The sequence below is a fragment of the Paraburkholderia sp. DHOC27 genome, from assembly GCF_003429005.1.
Taxonomy (GTDB): domain Bacteria; phylum Pseudomonadota; class Gammaproteobacteria; order Burkholderiales; family Burkholderiaceae; genus Paraburkholderia.
Genome location: NZ_QVQV01000003.1, coordinates 123094 through 149429 on the forward strand (window position 1 = coordinate 123094; position 26336 = coordinate 149429).

General features: G+C 64.0%; 21 protein-coding genes. 7 read left to right on the forward strand and 14 right to left on the reverse strand.

Features of this window, described 5'->3' with window-relative positions:
- Nucleotides 1–85: 85 nt before the first annotated feature.
- On the reverse strand, nucleotides 86–1030 hold the full coding sequence (locus D0B32_RS12540) for a LysR family transcriptional regulator (RefSeq protein ID WP_259294986.1): 945 nt from the start codon (nucleotides 1028–1030) through the stop codon (nucleotides 86–88).
- Between the two features lie 299 nt (nucleotides 1031–1329).
- Between D0B32_RS12540 and D0B32_RS12545 the strand changes: the two genes are divergently transcribed.
- On the forward strand, nucleotides 1330–2700 hold the full coding sequence (locus D0B32_RS12545) for an MFS transporter (protein WP_117334314.1): 1371 nt from the start codon (nucleotides 1330–1332) through the stop codon (nucleotides 2698–2700).
- A 133-nt stretch (nucleotides 2701–2833) separates the two neighbouring features.
- Complete coding sequence (locus D0B32_RS12550; protein WP_117334828.1) at nucleotides 2834–3778, forward strand: DMT family transporter; 945 nt, start codon at nucleotides 2834–2836, stop codon at nucleotides 3776–3778.
- Nucleotides 3779–3782: 4 nt separating this feature from the next.
- Here D0B32_RS12550 and rsmA read toward each other — a convergent pair whose 3' ends face one another.
- The 4 genes from rsmA to D0B32_RS12570 all read right to left on the reverse strand — a co-directional run bounded on the left by rsmA (nucleotide 3783) and on the right by D0B32_RS12570 (nucleotide 9513).
- Nucleotides 3783–4637, reverse strand: coding sequence for a 16S rRNA (adenine(1518)-N(6)/adenine(1519)-N(6))-dimethyltransferase RsmA (gene rsmA, locus D0B32_RS12555; protein ID WP_117334315.1), 855 nt, complete (start codon nucleotides 4635–4637; stop codon nucleotides 3783–3785).
- A 33-nt stretch (nucleotides 4638–4670) separates the two neighbouring features.
- Nucleotides 4671–5675, reverse strand: a complete 1005-nt coding sequence (pdxA, locus tag D0B32_RS12560) for a 4-hydroxythreonine-4-phosphate dehydrogenase PdxA (protein WP_117334316.1) — start codon at nucleotides 5673–5675, stop codon at nucleotides 4671–4673.
- A gap of 6 nt (nucleotides 5676–5681) precedes the next feature.
- Entirely contained in the window at nucleotides 5682–7079 is a 1398-nt protein-coding gene (locus tag D0B32_RS12565; RefSeq protein ID WP_117334317.1) for a peptidylprolyl isomerase, read from the reverse strand.
- 67 nt (nucleotides 7080–7146) lie between these two features.
- Nucleotides 7147–9513 carry an LPS-assembly protein LptD gene (locus tag D0B32_RS12570; RefSeq protein WP_117334318.1) on the reverse strand — a complete coding sequence of 789 codons (2367 nt, stop codon included), beginning with the start codon at nucleotides 9511–9513 and terminating at the stop codon, nucleotides 7147–7149.
- A 225-nt stretch (nucleotides 9514–9738) separates the two neighbouring features.
- Between D0B32_RS12570 and D0B32_RS12575 the strand changes: the two genes are divergently transcribed.
- Nucleotides 9739–10806, forward strand: a complete 1068-nt coding sequence (locus D0B32_RS12575; RefSeq protein WP_117334319.1) for an aminoglycoside phosphotransferase family protein — start codon at nucleotides 9739–9741, stop codon at nucleotides 10804–10806.
- A 30-nt stretch (nucleotides 10807–10836) separates the two neighbouring features.
- Entirely contained in the window at nucleotides 10837–11559 is a 723-nt protein-coding gene (gene murU, locus D0B32_RS12580) for an N-acetylmuramate alpha-1-phosphate uridylyltransferase MurU (RefSeq protein WP_117334320.1), read from the forward strand.
- 10 nt (nucleotides 11560–11569) lie between these two features.
- Here the strand turns inward: murU and D0B32_RS12585 are convergent, their stop codons facing one another.
- Nucleotides 11570–13465: an ABC transporter ATP-binding protein/permease gene (locus D0B32_RS12585; protein WP_117334321.1), complete on the reverse strand. Its 1896-nt coding sequence runs from the start codon at nucleotides 13463–13465 to the stop codon at nucleotides 11570–11572.
- A gap of 222 nt (nucleotides 13466–13687) precedes the next feature.
- Between D0B32_RS12585 and D0B32_RS12590 the strand changes: the two genes are divergently transcribed.
- Nucleotides 13688–14083: an acyl-CoA thioesterase gene (locus tag D0B32_RS12590; protein WP_117334322.1), complete on the forward strand. Its 396-nt coding sequence runs from the start codon at nucleotides 13688–13690 to the stop codon at nucleotides 14081–14083.
- A gap of 40 nt (nucleotides 14084–14123) precedes the next feature.
- Here the strand turns inward: D0B32_RS12590 and D0B32_RS12595 are convergent, their stop codons facing one another.
- From D0B32_RS12595 to D0B32_RS12605, 3 genes are read right to left on the reverse strand one after another with little or no spacing between them, the layout of a single operon-like run.
- The gene (locus tag D0B32_RS12595; RefSeq protein WP_117334323.1) at nucleotides 14124–14369 is read right to left on the reverse strand and encodes a hypothetical protein; all 246 of its coding nucleotides are present in this window, start codon (nucleotides 14367–14369) and stop codon (nucleotides 14124–14126) included.
- 8 nt (nucleotides 14370–14377) lie between these two features.
- The gene (locus D0B32_RS12600) at nucleotides 14378–14905 is read right to left on the reverse strand and encodes a GNAT family N-acetyltransferase (protein WP_117334324.1); all 528 of its coding nucleotides are present in this window, start codon (nucleotides 14903–14905) and stop codon (nucleotides 14378–14380) included.
- A 34-nt stretch (nucleotides 14906–14939) separates the two neighbouring features.
- Nucleotides 14940–18044 (reverse strand): EAL domain-containing protein, encoded by a 3105-nt coding sequence (locus tag D0B32_RS12605; protein ID WP_117334325.1) that lies wholly within the window; start codon nucleotides 18042–18044, stop codon nucleotides 14940–14942.
- Between D0B32_RS12605 and D0B32_RS32525 the strand changes: the two genes are divergently transcribed.
- On the forward strand, nucleotides 18043–18189 hold the full coding sequence (locus D0B32_RS32525; RefSeq protein ID WP_181969796.1) for a hypothetical protein: 147 nt from the start codon (nucleotides 18043–18045) through the stop codon (nucleotides 18187–18189). The two genes, D0B32_RS12605 and D0B32_RS32525, sit on opposite strands and share 2 nt — an antisense overlap.
- A gap of 38 nt (nucleotides 18190–18227) precedes the next feature.
- Here the strand turns inward: D0B32_RS32525 and D0B32_RS12610 are convergent, their stop codons facing one another.
- Nucleotides 18228–18704: a nitrate reductase associated protein gene (locus D0B32_RS12610; RefSeq protein ID WP_117334326.1), complete on the reverse strand. Its 477-nt coding sequence runs from the start codon at nucleotides 18702–18704 to the stop codon at nucleotides 18228–18230.
- A 136-nt stretch (nucleotides 18705–18840) separates the two neighbouring features.
- Here D0B32_RS12610 and fdhD point away from each other — a divergent pair, with 136 nt between their 5' ends.
- The gene (gene fdhD, locus D0B32_RS12615) at nucleotides 18841–19671 is read left to right on the forward strand and encodes a formate dehydrogenase accessory sulfurtransferase FdhD (protein WP_117334327.1); all 831 of its coding nucleotides are present in this window, start codon (nucleotides 18841–18843) and stop codon (nucleotides 19669–19671) included.
- A gap of 86 nt (nucleotides 19672–19757) precedes the next feature.
- On the opposite strand, the gene D0B32_RS12620 is transcribed toward fdhD, so the two are convergent.
- From D0B32_RS12620 to D0B32_RS12635, 4 genes are all read right to left on the reverse strand, one after another.
- Nucleotides 19758–20528, reverse strand: coding sequence for an enoyl-CoA hydratase (locus D0B32_RS12620; RefSeq protein ID WP_117334328.1), 771 nt, complete (start codon nucleotides 20526–20528; stop codon nucleotides 19758–19760).
- Nucleotides 20529–20651: 123 nt separating this feature from the next.
- Nucleotides 20652–21851, reverse strand: a complete 1200-nt coding sequence (locus tag D0B32_RS12625; protein WP_117334329.1) for an acetyl-CoA C-acyltransferase — start codon at nucleotides 21849–21851, stop codon at nucleotides 20652–20654.
- 81 nt (nucleotides 21852–21932) lie between these two features.
- Complete coding sequence (locus tag D0B32_RS12630) at nucleotides 21933–24368, reverse strand: 3-hydroxyacyl-CoA dehydrogenase/enoyl-CoA hydratase family protein (RefSeq protein ID WP_117334330.1); 2436 nt, start codon at nucleotides 24366–24368, stop codon at nucleotides 21933–21935.
- Between the two features lie 162 nt (nucleotides 24369–24530).
- Nucleotides 24531–26318, reverse strand: a complete 1788-nt coding sequence (locus tag D0B32_RS12635; protein WP_117334331.1) for an acyl-CoA dehydrogenase C-terminal domain-containing protein — start codon at nucleotides 26316–26318, stop codon at nucleotides 24531–24533.
- Nucleotides 26319–26336 lie beyond the last annotated feature (18 nt).

Sequence of the window (26336 nt, forward strand, 5' to 3'; positions counted from 1 at the left end):
TACTCGGCACGGCTTCATTGGACTGCTTTGGCGGCCGCTTGGGTCGCCGCGTGGTTAGCGGCGCAACGCGCTGACTTAGTCCTCCTCAGCGCGGCCGTAACAGGCTCTGCGCGGCCTTGTTGGCATCCACCATGATCTCCTCCGCAAGCGTCAGCGCGGCGCTGGCAGCGGGGGAAGGCGTGCGCTCGGCAAGCGACACGAGCGCGAACTCCAACCCGAGGCGCGGCGGATTGGTGAGGGCGACCGGCGCGAGGCTGCGTGCTTCGAGTTCGCGTCGCACCGACGAGCCCGTGGCGAACAGAATGCCGTCCGTTTGCGCCACGACCTGCTTCAACACGGCGACGTCATTGCATTCCATCTGGACAGGAATCTTCTCGTGCGCGCGATACTTCAGCAACCGGTGTACGGCGTCCTTCATGAACGCAGGCAGCGTGACCGAGACCAGCGGAAACTCGCGCAGCGCCGCCAGCGGCACAGGACCATGCGCGAGCAACGGATGGTCGGGCCGCACGAACCACGCGCCCTCCTGACGGGGCAAACGGTGCAAGGTGACATCCGGCGTTACCGGCAACACGCGGCGGTCCGTGACCAGAAAATCCACCTGCTCCGCGCGCAGCTTGCTGAGCAGAACATCGCCGTCGCCGAGTTCGATCGAAACCTTGATCTTTGGAAAGCGCTGCGAAAACTCGATCAGCAATTCGGGCAACAACACCACGGCCGTGTAAGGCCCGAGACCGATGCGCACTTCGCCGAGTTCATGCGCCTTGAGCAATTCGACATCACGAAAGAGACAGCGCGTCTCGAACAGCACGCGCCGCGCACGCTCCACCAGCAAGCGGCCGGCCGCCGTCATCGCCACGCCGCGCGCGGCGCGGTCGAAGAGTTTCATGTCCAGTTCGTCTTCGAGCGCCTGAATGCTGCGGCTCAAGGCGGGCTGGCTCAGATGCACCCGCTCCGCCGCGCGCGCGAAGCTGCCCTCCTCGGCCAGGGCGATCAGGTGAGTCAGTCGGCGCGAATTGATCTCATGCATGTTTTGCAATGTTCCGATTACCAGATTGCACTTGAATTATTCTCTCACACCGCCTCAAATGGGCGAAAATTCGCTGACGCCGACCGGCTGCTCTCGTGGCCGGCGGCAGCATGAATCACGCGCGGTGCCTTGCGGTTGCAAAGTCTCGCGTGACGGATAACATCAGGAGACAGGTGGTGCTCGTGTTGCAGCCCTCGCGTTGCAACCGTCGTGTTGCAGCCCCGATTCGCGGCCCATTGGCTGCGGGCATCTGGGCGCTGCCGTTGACAAACGGGATGCACCACCCTAAGGAGTATTGAATGTTCGAGGCTGAAAGATCCGGGCTCGCCGCCGCGCATATCGTGCCCGTCGAGCGCACTCAGGTACGCCGCTGGGTCGTGGTCGGCGCGTTGTTCCTGTTCATGCTGATCAACTTCGCCGACAAGGCCGTGCTCGGCCTCGTCGCAGTACCGATGATGCATGACATGCAACTGACGCACGGTCAGTTCGGTCTCGTTGGCAGCGCGTTTTTCGTGCTGTTTTCGCTCTCAGGAATCCTCATCGGTCTGATTGCCGACCGCATCAACCTGCGCTGGCTGCTCGCCGCGCTCGCACTTACCTGGGCATGTGCGCAGCTGCCGCTCGCATGGCCGACCAGTTTCGGCGTGCTGGTGCTGTGCCGCATTCTGCTCGGCGCCGGTGAGGGCCCCGCGTCGCCGCTCGCGCTGCATGTGGTGTATAGCTGGTTCGACGACCGCGAACGCAACCTGCCTACGCTCATCGTGCAGCAAGGCGCGACGGCGGGCGTGATCGTCGCGGGTCCGGCGCTTACCTATATCTCGCAGCGCTGGCATTGGCATGCGACGTTCCTCACGCTTGGCGTGGTCGGTGCGGTATGGACCGTGCTGTGGCTGTGTGTCGGCAAGGTAGGCGGCGTCGGCTCACGTGGCTCGGTTCGCGGCAGCGGCACTGGCACGATGCGCAGTGCCGCACATTCGCAACAAGGTGCGTCACGGGCTTTCGCAGCGACTCAATCCCATTCGGCCACACGCGTCAGTTATCGCACCCTGCTCGCCGATCGCACGGTGATTGGCGTGATGCTGCAATGCTTCGTCGGCTATGCCGTCATTGCTATCGGCTTCACGTGGGTGCCCGCTTACTTTCGTCTCGGCCTCGGCTTTGCGGCAACGCAGGCCGGCTGGTTGTTCGCGGCGCAGGTGGCCGCGCAGATTCCGGTGGGTATCGCGCTGGCAGTCTTTTCGCATCGTCTGCTCAAACGGGGCGTGCCGTCGCGCCGCGCACGCGGGACCTTGATCAGCGTGGCTTGCGTCGTCAGCGGCCTCGCCTATGGCACGCTGCTGCTCGGCCTGCCGCCCTTCGTCAAGGTCGCCTTGATGGGGCTCGCCAGCGCGCTCGCCATCCAGACCTTCACGTTCGGCCCGATGCTGGTGGCCGAAGTCGCCCCCGCTGGACAACGCGGCGGCCTGCTCGCCATCACCAACTCGATTACGACCACAGCCGGGCTCATCGGCCCCGCAGCAATGGGCAAACTCCTCGGCGTGATGGGTGATGCGCACGGCTACGAGATCGGCTTCGTGAGTACCGGCGTGTTGCTGCTCGTGGCGGGGCTTGCGGGATTCGTGCTGCTCGATCCGCAGCGCTCACGGCGTCGGCTGGACGCGTTGCGCTAAGGGGACATCAAGACGGGGTTAAACGGGCGGTGAGCGGGCGGCGAACGGGCGGGCGATTGATGAGTTGGCGCAGCGCGGGGCGGTGCTGTTATCGTACGGCCTGAACCCACCGATCCTCGCCGAAACCGATCCGATGAGCACCGCTCCCGCAGTCCTGTCCGCACGTCGCGCGCCCGACAGCTTTGCCATCCTCATCATGATCGGGCTATGCGCGATCTGGGGCTTTCAGCAGGTTGCGATCAAGAGTACCAACGCCGCGTTGCCGCCGGTGTTTCAGGCGGGCCTGCGCTCGGCGCTGGCTACGCTGCTCGTCTGGGCGTGGGCCTGGACGCGCGGCACCCCGCTGTTTCGCAACGACGGCACGCTCGGCCCTGGCCTGCTCGCCGGTGTGCTGTTCGCCGCCGAGTTCGTCTGCATCTTTCTCGGCCTGACACTCACCAGTGCGTCGCGCATGGCGGTGTTTCTCTACACCGCGCCGTGTTTCACGGCCCTGGGACTACACTGGTTCGTGGAGGGCGAGCGCTTGCGGCGTGTGCAATGGGCGGGCATCGTGGTGGCCTTCGCGGGCATGACGCTCGCCTTCGCCGATGGCTTCACGCGCGTTCACACGAGCGCGCATGGCTCGGCGCTCGCCAGCGTGGCGGGCGACGCTCTGGGTGTGCTCGGTGGTATCGCGTGGGCGGCCACCACCGTGGTAGTGCGCGGCTCACGGCTCGCGCAAACCAGCGCCAGCAAGACGCTGTTCTATCAACTGGCGGTATCTGCCGTGCTGTTGCTCGCGTTGGCGGCCGCGCTGGGCCAGATCAAGGTGGATACGGTCACGCCTGTCGCCATCGTGAGCCTGGGCTACCAGGCCGTGGTCGTTGCGTTCGTCAGCTATCTGACCTGGTTCTGGCTGTTGACGCGCTATATCGCGTCGCGCCTGTCAGTGTTCTCGTTTCTGACGCCGCTCTTCGGTGTGACCTTCGGCGTACTGCTGCTCGGCGAATCGTTCAGCGTGCGCTTTCTGCTCGCGGCGTTGATGGTGCTGACGGGGATTGCGCTGGTGAACGCACCGGCGCGGCGGCCGGTGGTGTGAGGCCTTACGCGTCCGACTGCCCCGCGCCGCGCTGCGCGGAAGCGGCGAGAATCTGCGCCACCTGCACGTACTCGGTAACCGGCACATCCTCCGCCCGGCGCTGCAAATCGAAGTTCAGCGCCTCGAAATCCACTCTGTCGCGAAACGCCGCCAGCGTATTGCGCAACATCTTGCGACGCTGCGAAAACGCCGCCGTCACGAGTTCGCCGAGCACACGCTCATCCACTGTGGGCAGTTCGTGCGGCGCGTACGGAATCATCCGTACGATGGCCGAATCGACCTTTGGCGGCGGCTGAAATGCCTCAGGCGGCACGTCGAGCTGCTTGTCGATGACGTAGCGGTACTGCAGCATTACCGAGAGCCGGCTGAACGCCTTGCTGCCCGGTTCGGCCACCATGCGCTCGACCACCTCGTTTTGCAGCATGAAGTGCTGGTCGATGACGCAGTGCGCGAATGCCGTCAGATGAAACAGCAACGGGCTCGAAATGTTGTACGGCAGATTGCCGACGATGCGCAGCGACGGCTTGCCTTCCGGCGCATCCGGCGCAGCCAGCGAGCCGAAATCGAAGTCGAGCGCGTCGCCCGAATGCAGCTCCAGCAAATCGCCAAACTTGTTCTTCAGCCGCGCGATCAGGTCACGGTCCAGTTCGACCGCGTGCAGCGGCGCTTCCGGCGTCGCGACGCGCTCGATCAGCGGCTCGGTGAGCGCGCCGAGACCCGGTCCGATTTCGACCATGCGCTCGCCGCGCTGGGGGCGAATGACGTCGACGATCGAATCGATCACGCCCATGTCGACCAGAAAGTTCTGACCGAAACGCTTGCGCGCGAAATGACCCTGGTGCTGTCTGCTAGTGGACATCGAAAGACACTACGAAAAGAGAAACGAAAAAGATCAGGCGGCGCGACGGTGACGTGCCATGGAAACCGCGGTGTCGATGGCGGCAATCAGGCTGCCCGCGTCCGCACGGCCCGTGCCGGCGAGGTCGAGCGCGGTGCCGTGATCCACCGAGGTGCGGATGATCGGCAAACCGAGCGTAACGTTGATGCCCTCGCCAAACGTCGCGTACTTCAGGACCGGCAGGCCCTGATCGTGAAACATGGCGAGCACGCAGTCGGCTTCGGTGAGGTAACGCGGCTGGAACAGCGTGTCGGCCGGATAAGGGCCCGGCGCGTCGATGCCCTGCGCGTTGGCCAGCTTCAACGCCGGTTCGATGACGTCGATTTCCTCACGCCCAAGATAACCGTTTTCGCCCGCATGCGGGTTCAAACCGGTCACGAGGATGCGCGGTGCCGGCAAGCCGAAATGATGCCGCAGGTCGTGGTCGATAATGCGCAGCGTCTCAACGATGCCTTCGACGCTCAGCGCCGCCGACACATCTTTCAGCGGCAGATGCGTGGTGGCCAGCGCCACGCGCAGCGGCCGGGGGCCGGTGCCCGCCAGCATCATCACGACACGCGGGGTATGGGTGCGCTCGGCAAGATATTCGGTGTGGCCGGTGAACGGCACGCCGGCGTCGTTGATGGTGCTTTTTTGCAGCGGCGCGGTGACGATGGCGTTGAACTGTCCGGCCACGGCGCCGTCAATGGCGCTATCGAGCAGCCCCAGAACATAGGCGCCATTCGCGGCATCGAGCTTGCCCGGCAGCGAAGGCGCGCTGAGCGGCTGATGCTGCACACGCACGCGGCCGTTGCCGCACAGCGCCTGCCAGTCGACGCCCACCGCCCTGGCTCGCGCGGCGAGCAGATCGGCGTCGCCCAGCACCGTGAACTGCGCGCCGGGCCAGTGCGCGGCTGCCCCTGCCAGCGCCTGTGCCGTCAGTTCGGGACCCACGCCGGCCGGTTCGCCGGTGGTGATCGCAATCTGCAGGCCGTGGGACGTGGGGGCAGCGCTCGTCATGGTGGGTTACTGCAGGTTCGGCTTGCCGACCTTGATGTCGACGTAAGCCGTGTCGCGCAACTCGCGCAGCCAGTCGGCGTAGGCCTGTTCCGCTTTGCGCTGACCGATGGCCTGGCGCGCCTGATCCATCTGCTGCGCCACCGAGCCTTGCGATTCGCGGCGGCCCATCACCTGGATCAGGTGATAGCCGTATTCGCTGCGCACCGGCTCGCTGATCTGGCCGTCCTGCAGGCTGTTCATGGCGCGTTCGAATTCCGGCACGGTTTCGCCCGGGCTGATCCAGCCGAGGTCGCCGCCCTGCGATGCCGAACCGTCCTGCGAGTACGTGCTGGCGAACTTGGCAAAGTCGCCGCCTTCGCTGATTTCACGCTTGATTTCGAGCAGCTTCTGACGCGCCTGCGGTTCCGACATGCCGTCGCCGACACGCAGCAGAATGTGGCGCACGTGCGTTTGCACGACCTTGGTCGAATCGGAGCTGGCCGCGCCTTGACCGGCACGACGCTCGACGAGACGCATGATTTCGAAGCCGTCCGCCGTGCGGATCAGGTCCGGGTTCACCTGGCCGGGGCGCAGCGCGCCAGCAGCCTTGACGAATTCCGGCGGCAGTTGCGACGGCGGCTGGAAGCCCATGTCGCCGCCCTTGGAGGCGTCAGCCGCCTGCGAGTCGGACTTGGCCAGCTTTTCGAACTTCGTGTCGCCGGTCACGGCCTGTTGCAGGATGCCCTGGGCTTTCTGCTCGGCCGCGATAATGTCGTTTTGTGCAGCATTGGCCGGCACCTTCACAAGAATGTGCTCGATATGCAGGTCGCTCGTCAGGCCGACGTTCGGGCCACGCTGGCTGGCCACGTAGTTCGCCACTTCCGCGTCGGACACCGTCACCTTGCTGTCCACTTCCTTTTCACGCAGACGCGAGAGCGTCAGTTCCGTGCGGGCGTCACGCGTGAACGTGGACCAGGGCACGCCTTGCGCCTCGATCTTCGAGCGGTACACGTCGAGCGTGAGGCCATTGGCCTGAGCCAGACGTTCGAGCGTTTTCTGCACGGCGGCGTCGTCGACGGTAATGCCGTCTTCCTTGGCCTTTTGCAGCTGGATACGCTCCAGCACCATCTGGTTGAGCACCTGCTGGCGCAATTGATCAGCCGGCGGCACCGGCGCATTTTGCTGCTGTAGACGGCGCGAGATCAGCCCGGTGCGCTCGTCGAGTTCACGCTGGGTAATCACGCCGTCATTGACCACGGCGGCGATCGTGTCCACCGTCTGGCCGTTGCTGGGAGCGGGTTGAGCCGACTGGCCGCCCGCGTTGGGAAGATCCTGCGCCTGTGCTGGCGCGACCGACAGGAAAGAGGCAACAGCGACGAGACCGACAGCCATCAATGCCAAGCGAAACTTTTTCATGATTCCCACAGATACTCCAATGATGTCGGGCGCGCCCCGCCCGTCTTTGCGCATTTTATAGGTGACCGGACGACCGTCAGTCGTAATTGGTGAAACGTGCCTCCGGCGCCGGAGGCGGCGGCAGCGGCGTGTACCCCGGCACGCCTGAACGGAACGCGTTCATCAGGCCGTTGTCGACGCTCGACAGGCCCTTGAACGTGATCTGCGCCAGCAAGCGCGTGCCCTGGGTCGGCAACCCCAGGTTGTTCACCCCGTCCGCATAACGCTGCACGCCGATGCCGAGCACCCAGCAATCCGCGTCATATTGCAGACCGATCAGGCTGTCGACGATCGCGTGCCCCTGCAGATCGTAATTGATGCGCGCCACACTATACACGTGGTGCGTCAGCGGCCACTGCGCGGAGATAGTGATCTGGCTGACCGGTGTGTCGTCCAGCGTCGTATCGGCACGGGTGTAGCGATAGGCGACGTTGATCACCTTGCCCGACTCCGGGCTGTAACCGAAGCCGAGACTGCTCTGCGTCAGCCGGTTATTGTCTGCATTATATTGGACCGCGGTTTCCGACGCGAAACCGGATCCGAGCTTCAACGACGCCCCGGCGATCAGGTCCGAGTGCGTGGCCTGCGCCGGCGTCTGCGTGGGCAGCAGCGTGACGCGCTGGTCCTGGAAGTAGTACTGCTGCGCCAGCACGAAACGCGCGCGTTCGTCGCCGGTGGCCGGATTGATGAAGCGCGTGGTGATGGCTGCCGTGAGGCGGTTCGCGTCGGCTACCCGGTCGTCGCCGACGAAGGTATTCGGCGTGAAGATTTCGGCGAGGCCGAAGTCCGCATCAGCCGTATCGAACAGCGGCGCGAAGCTCTGGTTGCGATAAGGCGTGTACACATAATAGATGCGCGGCTCGAGGGTCTGGATGTAATCCTGGCCAAAGAGCCTGACCGAACGTTCGAAGATCAGGCCGGTGTCGAACGAGAAGGTCGGCACCGATTCCGTGAAGTTCTTCGGCTGTCCGGCCGGCGAACCCGTGCCGATGTTGCTCAGGTCATACGACGCGAAGTGCCACTGCACCTTCGGTGTGACGAAATAACCCGGGCCCACCAGCGAATACGACACGTACGGATCGAAGACGATGCGATCGCCCTGGGTCGAATCCGGCGTGGTGATCGTGAAGCGCGAGTAGTCCGCCATCGCGCCGTAATCGAAACCACCCACGTTGTACTGCGCGTACTTGACGTTCAACTCCGGCTCACGGCCGTACGGCGCCACCGACGGCGTCAGCGTCTGCCAGTGCTGCTCACGCGCGATCACCGACCACGGGCCGTTGTTGTACGTCAGACCGGCTTCCTGCTGATACAGCAACTGCGTGCCGTACAGAATCTGGCTGGAGGCCGAGCCAAGGTCTTCCGGAAAGGTATTGTCCGAAACCTTGTTGTAATAAATGTAGCCGCCAAAACCATTGCCGAAGCTCTGGTTGTGCTGGATGAACAGCGCGTAGCGGTTGGTCTTGGTGATGTTGTCGTCCGGCAGGAACGTGCCGCTGATCGAGCCGGAATACGTCGGCGACAGATAGCGGAACGTCGCATTCATCTCCAGCCCGCGCTTGGAGATGTAGTTCGGCGACAGCAACAGATCGCGATTCGGCGCGATGTTGAAGTAATACGGCAGATCGATTTCGAAGCCGTTGGTCGAACCCAGCGAGAACGTTGGCGGCAGGAAACCGCTGCGCCGCTCGCCCGAGAGCGGGAACGACAGCCACGGCGAACCGAAGATCGGCACGCCCTGGAAGAACAGCACGCCGTTGTGCGCCACGCCCTCATCAGCGCCGGTGTCGAAGTCGAACTCGGTGCCACGGATGTACCACGCCGGATTGCTTTCGCACTGACACGCGGTGTAGGTGCCCTGCGTGAACACCGAGCGCTCGTTGTCGAGCATGTCCACGCGCTGCGCGCTGCCCGAGCCGCCCGTGGCGATGAAGTGGTACTTCGGCGAGGTCATGAAGCCTTCGCTCGAATCCACCTGGATGTGCGCCTCGGGCCCGACGAAAGTGGCGCCGTTGTTGTTCACGTGCACCTGGCCGTACGCGTCGGCCATGTCGGTGTCCTGATCGTAGTGCAGCGCGTCGCCCTTGATCGTGAAGGTGGGACGGCGGACTTCGGCAGAACCCTTGGCGGCGATATCCTGATCGCCGGTGCCATTGGTCGAGTCGCCGAGCACGAAGGTGGCCGGCTTCTGATCAGGGTGCAGCGGATGTTCTTCGAGCTGGGGGGCAAGCCGCATGCCCCACGGAACGTCGATGGGTTGAGGCTGCGCGGCGTCACCCGATAACTGGGCGTGCGCGAGCGCAGGCATCAGGCCCGGCACGGCAATCAACGCCGCGACGAGCCGCCTTTTACGCGGCGCATCGCCACGCGAGGCGGTCGTTTGGGAAAGCTGTCTTGGCGGCATGTATCGTTTGGCGAATCGACCCATCCACCAGCTTTTTGCAGCCACGATCTTCCGCCCAAGCAGTCAGACCATCTCGGTCCGGCGCTCAACAATATTTACAATCTGTCGAAACGATGAGGCAGGCGGTAAAACGCGTTGAGCGAAAGCTGGCGTGAGTCGCGTCAAAAAAGTCGTGGGGTATTATATGGCAAGACGTTGTCCCCCAGAATTTGCCTTCCGGTTTTCATGACCCAGCCCCTCGCACCGACCTCGACCGACGCCCGCCTCGAATTGCTGACCGCCTGGCTGCGTAGCCACGCTAACCGTTATGCCCTCGACCTCGGCACCCTCGTGCCCGCCTCCAGCGACGCCAGTTTCCGGCGCTATTTCCGCCTCGTCGGTAAGGATGCGCAAGACGCGCCCGCAGGCACGCTGATCGCCGTGGACGCGCCGCCGCCGGAAAAATGCCGCGAATTCGTACAGATCGCGCAGTTGCTCGGCGCCGCCAACGTGTACGTGCCGCGCGTGCTGGAGGTGGATTTCGAGCAGGGCCTGATGCTCGTCACGGATCTGGGCACCGCTTCCTATCTGGGCGAACTGAACCAGCGCACACCGGAAAGCGCGCGCCCGCTGATGCGCGACGCCCTCGACGCGCTGATCCGCTGGCAGCTCACCTCGCAGCCGGACGTCCTGCCGCCGTTCGACGAAGCCTTTCTGCGCCGCGAAATGGAATTGATGCCGGAGTGGTTCATCGGCCGGCACCTGGGTCGCGAAGTGGACGAGAAGACCCGCGGCATCCTCGATCGCACCTTTGCGCTGCTGGTGGCGAGTGCACAGGCGCAGCCGCAGGTGTTCATGCTGCGCGATTTCATGCCGCGCAACCTGATGGTAGCACCCGGCCCCGCACCGTTGAATCCTGGCGTGCTCGACTTCCAGGACGCGGTGTACGGACCGATCACGTACGACGTCGCCTCGCTCCTGCGGGATGCGTTCCTGAGCTGGGATGAAGAATTCGAGCTCGATTGCTTCGCGTACTACTGGGAGCATGCGAAAAAGGCCGGCCTGCCGGTCGACGCCGATTTCGGCGAGTTCTACCGTCAACTCGAATGGATGGGCCTGCAGCGGCACATCAAGGTGCTTGGGCTCTTTTGCCGGATCAACTACCGGGATCACAAGCCGCACTACATGGACGACCTGCCGCGCTTCATCGGCTACGCCCGCAAGGTGGCGGAACGCTACCGGCCGCTCGCGCCGTTTGCGAAGCTGCTCGACGAACTGGAAGGCCACGCCGCCGACGTCGGCTATACGTTCTGATCGTTCTGACCGTTCCAGGCATTCCAACCGATGACGAAGTCTCTGACGAAAGCGATGATTTTCGCCGCCGGGCGCGGCGAACGGATGCGTCCGTTGACGGACCACACGCCCAAGCCTCTGCTCGAAGCGGGCGGCAAACCCCTGATTGTCTGGCAGATCGAGCGGCTCGCGCAGGCCGGTTTCCAGACCATCGTGATCAATCACGCGTGGCTGGGTGAGCGCCTCGAAGCAGCAATGGGCGACGGCTCGCGCTGGGGCGTACAACTGCGTTACTCACGCGAACACGAAGCACTCGAAACCGCCGGCGGCATCGCCCACGCGCTGCCGCTGCTAGAAGACGGTGATGTGAGCGAGATTTTTGCCGGCGTAGCGGGCGACGTCTACACCCACTTCGACTACGCTTCGCTGCACGCCCACGCGTCGCGCCTCGCTGCGCAGCCGGAGCCCGGCATGCATCTGGTGATGGTGCCGAACCCGTCGTTTCATCCGAAGGGTGATTTCGGTCTCGTGGATGGCGTGGTGTCGCTCGAGGCGCAACCGCGCCTCACGTTCGGCAGCATCGGCCTGTACGACACGCGCATGTTCCGCAGCTTGCCGCGCGGCACGCCTCGTGCGCTGACGCCGTTTTACTTCGATACCATCGGCCGTGGCCTCGCGAGCGGCGAGTTCTACGATGGCGCCTGGGACAACGTCGGCACACCCGCGCAACTCGACGCGCTTGATCAACGCCTGCGGCTCGCCGGGGCGAACTAGTCCCGCCGCTTTAGCGCACCACGGCGGTTTCCGCCGCGCCGGCTTCCGGCGTTTCATCGCCTTGCGCGGCGCGCTGCTGTTGCAGCGCCCACATCTGCGCAAACAGGCCGCCCGCGCGGACCAACTCCGCATGCGTGCCACGTTCGACGATGCGCCCCTTGTCCATCACGATGATCTGCTGCGCGTGGACCACCGTCGAGAGCCGGTGCGCGATGATCAGCGTGGTGCGCTCGCGGGCGATCTGATCGAGTTCGTGCTGGATCGCACGCTCCGAGCGTGAATCGAGCGCCGAGGTTGCTTCGTCGAACAGCAGAATGGGCGGATTCTTCAGGATGGTGCGGGCAATCGCGACGCGCTGCTTCTCGCCGCCCGAGAGTTTCAGTCCGCGCTCGCCCACCGGCGTGTCATAGCCCTTCGGCAAGCCTTCGATGAAATCGTGGATGTGCGCCGCGCGCGCCGCCGCGATCACTTCGTCGCGCGTCGCCGTGGGACGGCCATAGGCGATGTTGTAGTAGATCGAATCGTTGAACAGCACCGTATCCTGCGGCACGATGCCAATCGAGGCACGCAACGAATCCTGCTGCACGTCACGAATATCCTGACCGTCGATGGTGATTGCGCCACCGGTGGTGCGGCCCAGATCGTAGAAGCGGAACATCAGCCGCGCGAGCGTGGACTTGCCCGAACCGCTGTGGCCGACCACGGCCGTCGTCGTGCCGCCGGGTATCGTGAAGCTCACGTCATGCAGAATCTGCCGCGCCGGCTCGTAGGCAAAGTTCACATGCTCGAAGCGAACCTGCGCGCCGCGTACCACGAGTTCCGGCGCGTCTGGTGCATCCGGCACTTCCTGGGTCGCGCCAAGCAGCGTGAACATGCGGTCCATGTCGGTCAGGCTCTGCTTGAGTTCGCGATACACCACGCCCAGAAAATTCAGCGGGATATACAGCTGCAGCATGAAGGTGTTGATCAGCACCAGATCGCCCAGCGTGAGACGTCCCGCCATCACGCCCTGAGTGGCCCGCCACAGGATGAACACGAGGCCCGTGCCGATAATGGCCTGCTGTCCGAAGTTCAGCACCGACAGCGAGTTCTGCGACTTGATCGCCGCGGTTCGATAGCGCCGCAGGTTTTCGTCGTAACGCTGCGCCTCCCACTCTTCGTTGCCGAAGTACTTGACCGTCTCGTAGTTGAGCAGCGAGTCAATGGCGCGCGAATTGGCGCGCGAATCGAGGTCGTTCATCGTGCGGCGAAAGTGCGTGCGCCACTCGGTCATCTTCACCGTGTACGTGATGTACACCGTCAGCGCGACGAACGTGACGATCGCGTAGTACGCCTCATATTTGACGATGAAAAAGCCGAGCACGAGGCCCACTTCGACGAGCGTCGGCAGAATGCTGTACAGCGAATACGAAATCAGCTGCGTGATGCCGCGCGTGCCGCGTTCGATATCGCGCGACATGCCACCCGTCTGCCGATCGAGGTGAAACCGCAGCGAGAGTGCATGCAGATGGCGGAACACCTTGAGCGCAAGTTGGCGAACCGCGCTCTCCGTGACCTTCGAAAAGAGGATTTCGCGCAGCTCGGTGAACAGCGAGGTCGAGAGACGGACGACGGCATACGCGACTACCAGCAAGCCGATGCCCCCCAGCAGCACGATGGCGGGTGCATGATCCGCGCGGCCGAGCGCTGTCAGATGGCGCACCGACGCGAGGCCATCCACGATGCGCTTCATCACGATCGGCACGCCGAGGTTGGCGACCTTCGCGCCGATCAGGCAGGTCAGCGCGAGCGTTACCCGCCCCTTGTAGGTCGCGAGGTACGGCAGCAGCGAGAGGATCGTCTGCCAGTCGTTGCGCGGCTGGGTCGAGATCGGCGAAGGCTCGGAGGAAGCGGAGTGGTGGCGCATGGAATCCAACTGGTGGGGATGGAAAAGACGGGGCCTGGGCAATCGCGCAGCCGTTGGCGGCTGAACCTGCGCCGTTAGCGGTTCGACCGGGCGGCGGCAGGCCTGCTGGTGCGCGACCCGACAGGGCGCTTTCCCGTACAATTCCTGATCTTTCTATTGTCGCAGAAGCCGGCTGACGCCGCTTTTGGTGTGCGAGCCAATCCGTTTCCCCTGGGTGTCCCGATGAGCGATCAACTGCAACTTCCTCAAAAATCGTGCGCGCTGCGCGTCGTGCCGCAGCCCTCGGACGCCAACGTGCATGGCGACGTGTTTGGCGGCTGGATCATGGCGCAGGTCGACATTGCCGGTTCGATTCCCGCCAGCCGCCGCGCGAACGGCCGCGTGGCGACTGTCGCGGTCAATTCGTTCGTGTTCAAGCAGCCGGTTTTTGTCGGCGATCTGCTGAGTTTTTACGCGGACATCGTCAAGACCGGCAACACGTCCGTCACGATTGAAGTCACCGTGTACGCGCAGCGGATGAGCCTCGCCGAAGAGGTCGTGAAGGTGACGGAAGCGACGTTGACCTACGTCGCAACGGACAGCGACCGCCGGCCACGCGCACTGCCGGCACTGGATTGATCGAGAAGAAACCGAGCTGAGCGGGCGTCGATCTCCCCGCTCATGCGCTCGCCCGCAGCACCCGCAGAAACGCCGCCTGTTCGTCCGCATCAGTCACACGAAAGCGCTCCCACTCGTCGTTCACCCGCAAGTCGGCAAAGAGTCCCGCCGCGTCTTCATGGAAATGCAGGAACGCCTTTCCCCTGCGATAGAACACGCCCGGCCGGGGCTCCTTGAACCCGTGCTCGCGAATCGTGGCAATCAGCCCGGCAAGCGTAGTCAAGGCATCGGCACCGGCGTGCTTCATGGCGCGCCTCAGAGGTGCTTGTAGTAGAACGTGGTGCCACAGAACGCGCCATCCGGCATCAACGCGTAGTTCGGCACCTCGCCCACCTTCTGCCAGCCAGCGCGTGCGTAGAGACGCTCGGCGTCGCCACCCGTGACGGTGTCCAGCACGAGCACGGTCTTGCCCTCGGCGCGCGCCACCTCGTCGACCGCGGTCATCAGCTTTTGCGCCACGCCGCGCCGCCGCGCGCTGCGACTCACCAGCATCTTCGCGACATCCGCGCGGTGCGGTTGATTGTCGGGTTGCGCGGTGATCAACTGCACCGTGCCAACAATCCGGCCGTCGCCCTGCTCGGCAACCAGCAGCGCACGTTCGTTGCGGGCCACGCCGTCCGCTACGCCACGCCAGAATGCGAGCGCCTTGTCGCGCGCGAGCGGCAACATGAAGCTCACCGAGGCGCCGCCTTCCACGCAGTCCATCAGCACGTCGGCCAGGGCGTCAATGCAACCGGCCGCTTCATCGGCAGCGATCCGCCGCACGCGCACGTCTTCGCTCATCGTTTGCTCCGTGGTGGCTGTTCAGCGGATTTTCTCAGCTTTCGACCATCCCCGCCTGCAGCAATTCCGGAATCGCATCGCGTGGCATGGGCCGCGAGAAGAAGAAGCCCTGCATCTCATCGCAAGCGCGCTCCTTGAGGAAATCGAGCTGTTCGGAGGTCTCGACGCCCTCGGCGATCACCTGCAGGTTCAACGAGTGGGCCAGTGCGATGATCGCCGACGTGATCGTCTCGTCATCGCCCGAGGTGCCGATATCGGACACGAACGAGCGGTCGATCTTCAGGCGGTCCACCGGGAATCGCTTTAGATAGCTCAGGCTCGAATAGCCGGTGCCGAAGTCGTCGATGGCAAGCCCAATGCCGAGCGCGTGCAGCGCGTTCAGCATCGACACGGCCTCCTCCGCATTGCGCATGATGGTGCTCTCGGTCAGTTCGAGTTCGAGGTACTGCGGTTCGAGCCCGGTTTCCGCGAGCACGGTGGTGACGAGCTTGGCGATATCGTGCTGCTGAAACTGCCGCGCCGACAGATTCACGGACACGCGCGCCGGCGGCAATCCTTCGTCCTGCCAGGCCTTGTTCTGCCGGCATGCCTCGCGCAACACCCATTCGGACAACGGTCCAATGAGCCCGCACTCTTCAGCCACCGGAATGAACGACGATGGCGGAATCAGCCCCACCTCCGGATCGCGCCAGCGCACCAGCGCTTCCATGCCGACGATCTGCCCGCTGACGATATCCACCTGCGGCTGGTAGTGCAGCAGGAATTCGCCATCACGCAGCGCGCGCCGCAAGCGGCGTTCGAGGTTGAGTCGGGCGCCCGCGGCCGCATTCATCTCCGGCTGGTAGAACTGGAACGTGTTGCGGCCCATGTCCTTGGCGCGGTACATCGCCAGATCGGCCTTCTTGAGCAGCGTTTCGGCGTCCTCGCCGTCCTGCGGGAACAGGCTCGCGCCCATGCTGCATCCCACGTACAGCTCAGTGCCGTCCAGCCATACCGGCTCCGAGATCGAGGTACGCACGCGTTCCATCCACGCGATCAACGACTGTTCGTCCACGGTATCGGTCATCACGATCACGAACTCGTCGCCGCCGTGGCGCGCTACCGTGTCGCTCGCCCGCGCGCAGCGGCCGAGCCGTTCGGCGACTACGCTGAGCAGTCGGTCGCCCACGCTGTGGCCGAGGCTGTCGTTGACGTTCTTGAAGCCGTCGAGATCGATGAAGACGACGGCCACGCCCTTATGGTGCCGCTGCGCGACGATCAACGCATGTTGCAAACGATCGCGCAGCAGGTTGCGGTTCGGCAGGCGCGTCAGGCTGTCATAGTTCGCCTGATATTCGAGCTGCTCCTGATAGCGCATCAGGTCGGTGATGTCGTTGATCACGCCAATGTGATGCGTGGTCTCGCCATCCGGATTCGGCACCGGCGCGATGAACAACTGATTCCAGAACAGCGCGCCGTCCTTGCGATAGTTGCGCAGCACCGCGCTCACCTCGCGATTGGCCGCAAGCGCCTGGCGAATCGACGTGACGCCTTCCTGGTCGCGGTCGTCGCGTTGCAACAGACGGCAGTCCTGGCCGATCACTTCAGCCGGCTCGTATCCGGTAATGCGCTTGAACGCCGGGTTCACGTATTCGATCAGATTGCCGGCCGCCGACGGCCCGGTAATCAGGATCGCGTTCACGCTCGCGTCGAGCGCACGGCTTTGCAGGCGCAGCGCGAGATCGGCGCGCTTGCGTTCGGTGATGTCGCTGTAGGAGCCAAGCACGCCGATCACGCGGCCGTCGCTATCGGTGAACGGCAGCTTGCTCGTGACCGTGGTGCGATGCACGTTGTCGATGACGAGATCGACTTCGAAGTTCATCTTCGGCACACCGGTGCTGATCACTTCCACGTCGTGCGCGCGCACGTTGTCGGCGAACGCGCGCCACGGCAGATCGTTATCGGTCTTGCCGACCACCTGCTCCGGATAGGCCAGCCCGGCATCGCGCGCAAACGCCATGTTGCAGCCCAGGTAGCGCGACTCGTGATCCTTCCAGAAAATCCGTTGCGGGATATTGTCGATCACCGTTTCGAGCATCTGGTTCGAGCGCTGCGCCTCGGCTTCCGCATTGATCTGCTCGGTGACGTCGTCGGCCAGCACGAAGATGGACGGCCGCCCCATGAACGTGAGCCGGTGATAGGAAATATCCGCGCTGATCGTGGAGCCGTCCTTGCGCCGGTGATGCCACACGCCCGCCATCGTTCGGCCCACGCTCGACGCCACGTTGCTGCGCGACAGATGCGATTCGAGACGGCCCACTTCCGCGTTCGGCCGGATCTCACGGATCGTCATTTCGAGGAATTCGCTCTCCGCATAGCCGTATTGCTGCACGGCGGCGGCATTGACCGCCATGAAACGCAGCGACTCGCAGTCGAAGATGTACATCGGCACCGGATGCGTGTCGAACAGGCCGCGGAAGCGCTCGTCGTTGCGGCGCAGCGCGCGCGCCACACGCAGACGTTCGCGCGCGGCATTTTCACGGGCGCCGAAGGTGTAGATGAGGAGCCCGCTGCCCGCCAGCATGGTGACGATGAGCAGCCACATGGCGTGCTGCGACTGCCGGGCCGATTCCTTGAGCGCGCTCTGCAGCGCGCGGCCTTCCTCCAGTCGCAGTGCCGCCAGCGCGGTTTCTACCTGATCCTGCTGCATGCCGAGACGCGTATAGGTCGACGCCGCCCAGTCGCGCGATTGGTCGGGGGCGCTCGTCTGGGCGCGCGCCAGTGCCGTCGCGAGTTCGGCCTGCAACGAGCGGCTATCGGCGCCCAGCTTGTGCAGCGAGGCCGTCATCGACGGTTCGTCCGCGAGTTCAGTGGCGAGCGTTTCTTCCAGCGCGTTCACCGACGCCAGCATGGTGGACGCGGCATCGGGCCGGCCCGCCACGCCGGTCGCCTCGAAGCGCCCGAGCGTCGCGAGGCCGTCATCGAGCGCGCCGCGCCAGGCGTCGAGATTCTCGCGGATCCCGGTCGAGCGCAGGGTGCGCACATCGGCCGCGCGTTGCCCGCGGATCTGCGTGTAAGCGACAAACGCGTTTGCGCCAACCGCTGCGACGACGACTGCGATATTGATCAGCAGCCGCCGCCTCAATAGAAAAGGAGTCATGGGTTCCGAACGTTATTCGTTCCGCCGGCATGAGCGCTGGGTCGGCGCTTGGTGTGCGTCGTTCAGCCTGTTTGCTGAAATGCTGCCGGGCCTTTCACGCGCCAACCTTTGGATAACGGCGGCTTACAGAAAGGCTTTAGGGTGAACCCGGATAAATATTCGTCGTACCTTTCTTCGTACGCGTTACGCGCCCAGGCCGAATTCCCTCATGGCGGGGATGAAATCGTGATTGCTCTCAGGCTTGCGCGACAGCTTGGCCAGCACGTAGCGCTGGAATGGAGCGAGACTGGCCCATTGATCGGCGCTCGGGGCGTGCAGATCGGCGAGGCTCGCCTGATGCACGACCCCCTCGGGCACGGCATCCGTGCGGCGCCACGCGGGCGTCTCTTCCGGAGTGAACCACTCGGGTTCGACATTGGCATGCGTGCGCAGCATTTCGAAGAGCGCGTGATCGAAGTTCGGCTCGATGGCGGTGTCGTCGTCCACCGGAAAACGCGCCAGCAGCTTGCGGTCTTCCTGCGGCAGCATCTGCCATTGCGCGAGCGAGATGCGCAGCCCGAAGCGGTCCAGATTGAAACGTACGGCCATCGGGATATAGGTGAGGTCCTCCGATGATTCGACTTCGAAGTCGAACAGGAGGGGTGCATCGGTGAGTCCCATGACAGTGTCCTCGTTGGTGGCAGGCAACATGCAAAGCCGGCTTGAGGTATTTTAGAACCTTATTGGCGCGTCGGCGGCCGGGCCAGGCGGCATTTGCCGGGCCAGCCGCGCGTCGCATCGGTCAAGGAGTCGGGCTTTGAATAAACTGGAAACGGCCGGACAGCCGGGCGCGGTCGTGCAGCAGGTGTACCGGCATCGCGGTGAAAAGATCGAGAGCGTCACGGACCATGTGGGGCAGGAATGGCCGGTGGCGCTCGTCTTCAACGGCATCTCGCATGCGGTGATGATGTGCACGCCGCGCGACCTGGAGGCCTTCGCGGTGGGTTTTGCGATTTCCGAGGGGATCGTGGAACGGGGCAGCGACATCCAGGATATCGAGGTCGAACTGTTCGACGGCGACTTGCCGCATGCCGAAGTGCAATTGCAGGTGGTGCAACAGGCCTTCGTCGCGCTGAAGGAGAAGCGCCGCGCGCTGGCCGGGCGCACCGGCTGCGGCGTGTGCGGGATCGAAAGCATTGATTTGCTGGATCTAAAACCGGAGCGCGTGACCGACACCGGCTTTTTGCAACGGCTCGCGCCCGATGCAATTGCACGGGCGGCACGTGAGTTGCCCGAGCATCAGGCGCTCACCCGTTTGACGGGCGGTTTGCACGCGGCCGCCTGGTGCGACGCATCCGGTGCGATCAAGCTCGCGTTCGAGGACGTGGGCCGCCACAACGCGCTCGACAAGCTGATCGGCCAGCTCATCCTGACGCGCGCCGATACCAGGGACGGCTTTGTGTTTCTGTCGAGCCGTGCGAGCTACGAGCTGGTGCGAAAGGCTGCGCGCGTCGATGTGCCGATGCTCGCGACGATCTCCGCGCCGTCGTCGCTGGCTATCGCGATCGCCCGCCGGGCCGGCGTGCGGCTGGTGAGCTTCTGCCGCGAGGCGGGCTACGTCGACTACGATACGGCGGCTGCTATTTAGGCTGCTTCTAAGGCTGGTACCTAGGGCTGCGTGGATGGCTGCAGCTGAAACGGTAAGCGCACCGTTTCAGCCCTCAGACCCAAGCCTTAATCGAACTGGCGAAAATCCGGCTTACGCTTTTCGAAGAACGCCTTGAACGCCTCACGCGCTTCGGGCGCGAGCAGCATCTTGCCGAAATGCACGGCCTCGTCGCTCATCTGCGTCTGCAGTTCATGCTGGCTCGCGCGCTTCATCAACGACTTGGTGACACGCAGCGACGCGGCCGGCAGCGCCGCCAGTTTGGCCGCCTGCGCGAATGCGAAGGCATCGACTTCCGCCGCCGGCAGCAGGCGGTTCACGAAGCCCATCCGCTGCGCCTCGCGCGCGTCGAACGCCTCGCCCAGCAACAGCTTCTCAGCCGCCGCCTGATAGCCGCCTACGCGCTGCAACAGCAGGCTCGACGCCGCTTCCGGGCACAAGCCGAGCTGCGCGAACGGCAACGAGAAGCTCGCGGTGTCCGCGGCGTAGACCAGGTCGCAATGCAGCAGAAGCGTCGTGCCGATGCCCACCGCCGCGCCGGCCACCGACGCCACCACCGGCTTTTCCGCCGAGCTGATCGCGCGCAGGAACTGGAACACGGGCGCGCTTTCGCCCATCGGCGGCGTCTTCATGAAATCTTCGAGATCGTTGCCGGCGCTGAAAATGCCCACGCTGCCGCGAATCAGGATGGCGCGCACGGCTGCGTCCGACTGCGCTTCGACCATCGCGTCGGCCATTGTCTGGTACATCGCGGCCGTGATCGCGTTCTTCTTGTCCGGCCGGTTAAAGGCAATCGTCTGCACGCCGTCTGCGCGCTCGACCAGAATGTCCATTGTCATCTCCTCGCGTTGTACTGCCCGGTACGGGCGGTACCGGCTTTTGCAACTGAATGGAAAAACGGTTCGCAAGCCCTGCGGCCCGCGAACCGTTCTGCGGTCATCATTTGACCGTAGCGAACACGCTTACAGACGCTCGATAATGCCCGCTGCGCCCATCCCCGTGCCGACGCACATCGTCACCATGCCGTACTTGTAGTTCCGGCGACGCAGGCCATGCACCACCGTCGACGCACGAATCGCGCCCGTTGCGCCCAGTGGGTGACCCAGCGCAATGGCGCCGCCCAGCGGGTTGATCTTCGACGGATCGAGACCGAGATCCTGGATCACCGCCAGCGATTGCGCGGCAAACGCTTCGTTCAGTTCGATCCAGTCGAGGTCGTCCTGCTTCAGACCCGCGGCCTTCAGTGCAGCCGGAATCGCTTCCTTCGGACCGATGCCCATGATTTCCGGCGGCACGCCGCGCACGGCGAAGCTGACGAAACGCGCGAGCGGCGTGAGGTTGAACTGCTTGAGCATCTTTTCCGACACGACGATCAGCGCGCCCGCGCCGTCCGATGTCTGCGAGCTGTTGCCGGCCGTCACCGAGCCCTTGTTGGCGAACACGGTGCGCAGTTTGGCGAGACCTTCCATCGACGTATCGGCGCGCGGACCTTCGTCGCGCGACACTTCACGCGTCTTTACCTTCACTTCGCCGCTGGCGAGATCGGGGAAACGCTCGGTGATCGTGTAGGCGGCGATTTCGTCGTTGAACTCGCCGGCCTCTTGCGCGGCGATGGCGCGGCGATGCGATTCGACCGAGAACGCGTCTTGCGCTTCGCGGCTCACCTCCCAGCGCTCGGCCACTTTCTCGGCCGTCAGACCCATGCCGTAGGCAATGCCGAAGTCTTCGCTACGATCGAAGATGTGCGGCGACATGGACGGCTTGTTGCCCATCATCGGCACCATGCTCATCGACTCGCAGCCGCCCGCGATCATCGCGTCCGACTCGCCGACGCGGATGCGGTCCGCGGCCATGGCCAGCGCCGTCAGGCCCGATGCGCAGAAGCGGTTCACCGTGACGCCGCCTACCGTGTTCGGCAGGCCGGCCAGCAGTGCGCCCATGCGCGCCACGTTCAGGCCTTGCTCGGCTTCCGGAATTGCGCAGCCGATGATCGCATCTTCGATCACCTTGGTGTCCAGACCCGGCACCTGTGCGACGGCGGCCTTGATGGCGTGCACCAGCAGTTCGTCGGGGCGCGTGTTCTTGAACATGCCGCGCGGCGCCTTGCCGATCGGCGTGCGGCTTGCTGCGACGATGTATGCGTCTTGCAATTGCTTTGTCATTTCAAGCTCCTTGTCGACCAGAGCTGGCGCGTTTAGCGCTTACTCTGGTCCCATGCAGTCTTATCGCGGTCGCGCCGCGCGTTAGTTGCGCACCGGCTTGCCGGTTTGCAGCATGCCCATGATCCGTTCCTGCGTCTTCTGCGTGCCGAGCAGGTCCACGAATGCGCGACGCTCCAGTTGCAGCAGCCATTCTTCGTCCACCAGACTGCCGGCCTCGACATCGCCACCGCACACTGCTTCCGCGATACGGCTCGCAATCAGGAAGTCGTGCTCGCTGATGAAGCGGCCATCACGCATGTTGACGAGCGAAGCCTTGATCGTCGCAATCGCCGAGCGGCCCGCCACCGGCACCTGCGTGACACGCAGCGGCGGACGGTAGCCCGCAGCCGACAGCGCACGCGCTTCCTTCTTCGCCACGTCGAGCAGTTCGAACACGTTGAAGACGATCGTGTCGGACGGCTTCAGGTAGCCCATCGCGCGGGCGTCGAGCGCGGACGCCGAGACCTTGGCCATGGCGGCGTTTTCGAACGACTTCTGCACGAACTTCAGCAGATCGCTGGTCGCACCAACCTGCGTGGCTGCTTCCGCTGCGCGCAGCGCGGCTTCCTTCAGACCACCGCCTGCGGGCACCAGACCCACGCCCACTTCCACGAGACCCAGATAGCTTTCGATGTGCGCGACCCGCTTCGCACTGTGCAGCGCGAGTTCGCAGCCGCCGCCGAGCGCGATGCCCGACACCGCGGCAATCACCGGCACGCTCGCATACTTCACGCGCAGCATGCCCTGCTGGAATTTCTTCACGAACGGCTCGATACCCTTCGCGCCGCCCATCATGAAGGCGGGCATGGCTTCTTCGAGATTCGCGCCAGCGGAGAACGGACCGCCCGGCGTGCCGAGCTTCAGCGACGTGGGCTGCCACACCACCAGGCCCTTGTAGTCCTTCTCGGCCAGTTCGATGGCCTGCGTCAGACCGTCGATGACCGACGGTCCAATCGTGTTCATCTTGCTCTTGAACGACACGATCAGCACGTCGTTCTCGGCGGCACGGTCGTCGACCCAGGCGCGTACGGCTTCGGTTTCAAACAGCGTCTTGCCGTAGGTCTTCGGATCGGCGCCCGTCTCGCCGACCAGCGGCGCGCGGAACACCTGCTTGTCGTAGACGCTCAACGAGGAGCGCGGCACGAACGTCTTCGAAGCGGGCGACCACGAACCTTCGTTGGTATGCACGCCCCCCTTCTCTGCGACCGGGCCTTCGAGCACCCACGCGGGCAGCGGCGCGTTCGAGAGCGCCTTGCCTGCTGCGATGTCTTCCTGCACCCACTCGGCCACCTGCTTCCAGCCGGCCGTCTGCCAGCCTTCGAACGGACCTTCGTTCCAGCCAAAGCCCCAGCGGATCGCGAGGTCCACGTCACGTGCGTTGTCTGCGATGGATTCCAGATGCACACCGATGTAGTGGAACACGTCGCGGAAAATCGCCCACAGGAACTGCGCCTGCGGATGCTCCGATTCGCGCAGCAGCTTCAGACGCTCTGCGGGCGGGCGCTTCAGAATGCGGCCCACCAGTTCGTCGGCCTTCGCACCGCCGTCGACGTAGGCACCCGCCTTCGGGTCGAGCACCTTGATCGCCTTGCCTTCCTTCTTGTAGAAGCCGGCGCCAGTCTTTTGACCGAGCGCGCCCTGCTTTACCAGTTCAGCGAGCACCGCCGGCGTTTCGTAGACCGGGAAGAACGGATCGTCCTTCAGGTTGTCCTGCATCGTCTTGATGACGTGCGCCATCGTGTCGAGACCGACCACGTCAGCCGTGCGGAACGTGGCGGACTTCGCGCGACCTAGACGCGAGCCGGTCAGATCGTCCACTTCGTCGAAACGCAGACCGAACTTCGCGGCCTCGGTGATGACGGCGAGAATCGAGAAAATGCCGACGCGGTTAGCGATGAAGTTCGGCGTATCTTTCGCACGCACGACGCCCTTGCCGACCACGCTCGTCAGGAACGATTCGAGCTGGTCGAGAATCTCCGGACGCGTTGTGGCCGTGGGAATCAGTTCGACCAGATGCATGTAGCGCGGCGGATTGAAGAAGTGCACGCCGCAGAAGCGCGCCTTCAGTTCATCCGAGAAACCTTGCGACAGCTCGGTGATCGACAGACCCGACGTGTTGCTCGCGAAGATCGCGTTCGGCGCGATATGCGGCGAAACCTTCTTGTACAGGTCGTGCTTCCAGTCCATGCGTTCGGCAATCGCTTCGATCACGAGGTCGCACTCGGCGAGCTTCTCGATGTCGTCGTCGTAGTTGGCAGGCTGGATGAATTGCGCGTCGTCCTTCACGCCGAACGGCGCGGGCGACAGCTTCTTCAGGTTCTCGATCGCCTTCAACGCGATGGCGTTCTTCGGGCCTTCCTTGGCGGGCAGATCAAAAAGAAGCACGGGCACCTTGGCGTTGATCAGGTGCGCGGCGATCTGCGCGCCCATCACGCCGGCGCCGAGCACGGCTACCTTGCGAATGATCAGATTGCTCACGTCGTTCCTCCGGGGGAGTTATTGCAGTGTTGCTTGTGTGTTGCGCAGCGGCCGCGCTGACGTAGCGCGGGTGACTCGCATTGGGTGGCAATGGCTGCCATTGGCCTTTGAAGACGCCACGCCTCTGTTGCCGAGGCGTGGCGTTTGCCTTGCTATGAGGCGTTAGAACAGCGACTCTTCGACGTCCATCAGCGACTTCGAACCGGCGCGTGCCTGACGAATCGTCATGGCCGTTTCCGGCAGCAGCTTCGCGAAGTAGAAACGCGCGGTGGCGAGCTTGGCCTTGTAGAACGGATCGCCCGAGGCTTCCTTGTCCAGCGCGATGCGTGCCATGCGGGCCCAGAAGTACGAGAACACCAGATGACCGACCGTGCGCAGATACGGCACGGCTGCCGCGCCCACTTCGTCCTGGTTCTGCATGGCCTTCATGCCGATTTCCATGGTCAGCTTCTGCACCTTGTCGCCGATGTCGGCGAGCGGGTTCACGAATTCCTGCATCTCCGGCTTGATGCCTTCGGCTTCGACGAACGCCGTGACCAGCGCGCCGAACTTCTTCATCTTCGCGCCCATGTCGCCGAGAATCTTGCGGCCCAGCAGGTCGAGCGCCTGGATCGCGTTGGTGCCTTCGTAGATCATGTTGATACGGGCGTCACGCACGTACTGCTCCATGCCCCACTCGGCGATGAAGCCGTGGCCGCCGTAGATCTGCATGGCGTGGTTGGTGCCTTCGAACGCGTTGTCCGAGAGGAACGCTTTCAGGATCGGCGTGAGCAGCGCGACCAGATCGGCTGCTTCCTTGCGCGCCGCTTCGTCCTCGTGCGACAGCTCTTTGTCGATATGCAGCGCGGACCAGTACGAGAAGGCGCGTGCGCCTTCCGCGTAGGCCTTCTGCGTGAGCAGCATGCGGCGCACGTCCGGGTGCACGATGATCGGGTCAGCAGCCTTTTCCGGCGCCTTCGGGCCCGTCAGCGAACGCATCTGCAGACGCTCTTTCGCATACGTCAGCGAGTTCTGGTAGGCCACTTCCGTGAGACCCAGGCTCTGCATGCCGACGCCCAGACGCGCGGCGTTCATCATCACGAACATGGCGCTCAAGCCCTTGTTCGGCTCACCGACCAGCCAGCCCTTGGCGTTGTCGAGGTTGATCACGCAGGTGGCGTTGCCGTGAATGCCCATCTTGTGTTCGATGGAGCCGCACTTCACACCGTTGCGCTCGCCCGCTTCGCCGGCCTGGTTCGGCACGAACTTCGGCACGATGAAGAGCGAAATGCCCTTGGTGCCCTTGGGCGCATCCGGCAGACGCGCGAGCACCAGGTGAACGATGTTGTCCGCGAGGTCGTGTTCGCCGCTCGAGATGAAAATCTTCGTGCCGCTGATGGCGTACGAGCCGTCGCTGTTCGGTTCGGCCTTGGTGCGCAGAATGCCCAGGTCCGTGCCGCAGTGCGGCTCGGTCAGACACATCGTGCCGGTCCACGTGCCGGACACCAGCTTGGGCAGATACACCTGCTGCAGTTCCGGCGTGCCGTGCGCGTGCAGGCACTCATAGGCGCCATGCGACAGACCCGGGTACATGGTCCACGCCTGGTTCGCCGAGTTGAGCATCTCGTACAGCGCGTTGTTGACGAATGCAGGCAGGCCCTGGCCGCCGTATTCCGGATCGCAGCCGAGCGCCGGCCAGCCAGCCTCGACGTATTGTTTGTAGGCTTCCTTGAAGCCCTTCGGCGTGGTCACGACGCCGTCGCCGACGTACGTGCAGCCTTCCTGGTCGCCGCTTTGATTCAGCGGGAACAGCACTTCGGAACAGAACTTGCCGGCTTCTTCGAGCACGGCGTTGATCGTGTCCGCGTCGAGATCCGCGTGCTTCGGCATCTGCTTGATCTCAGCTTCGACGTTAAGCAGCTCGTGCAACACGAATTGCATGTCGCGCAACGGCGCGGCGTACTGTCCCATGACTCTCTCCAAAGATTG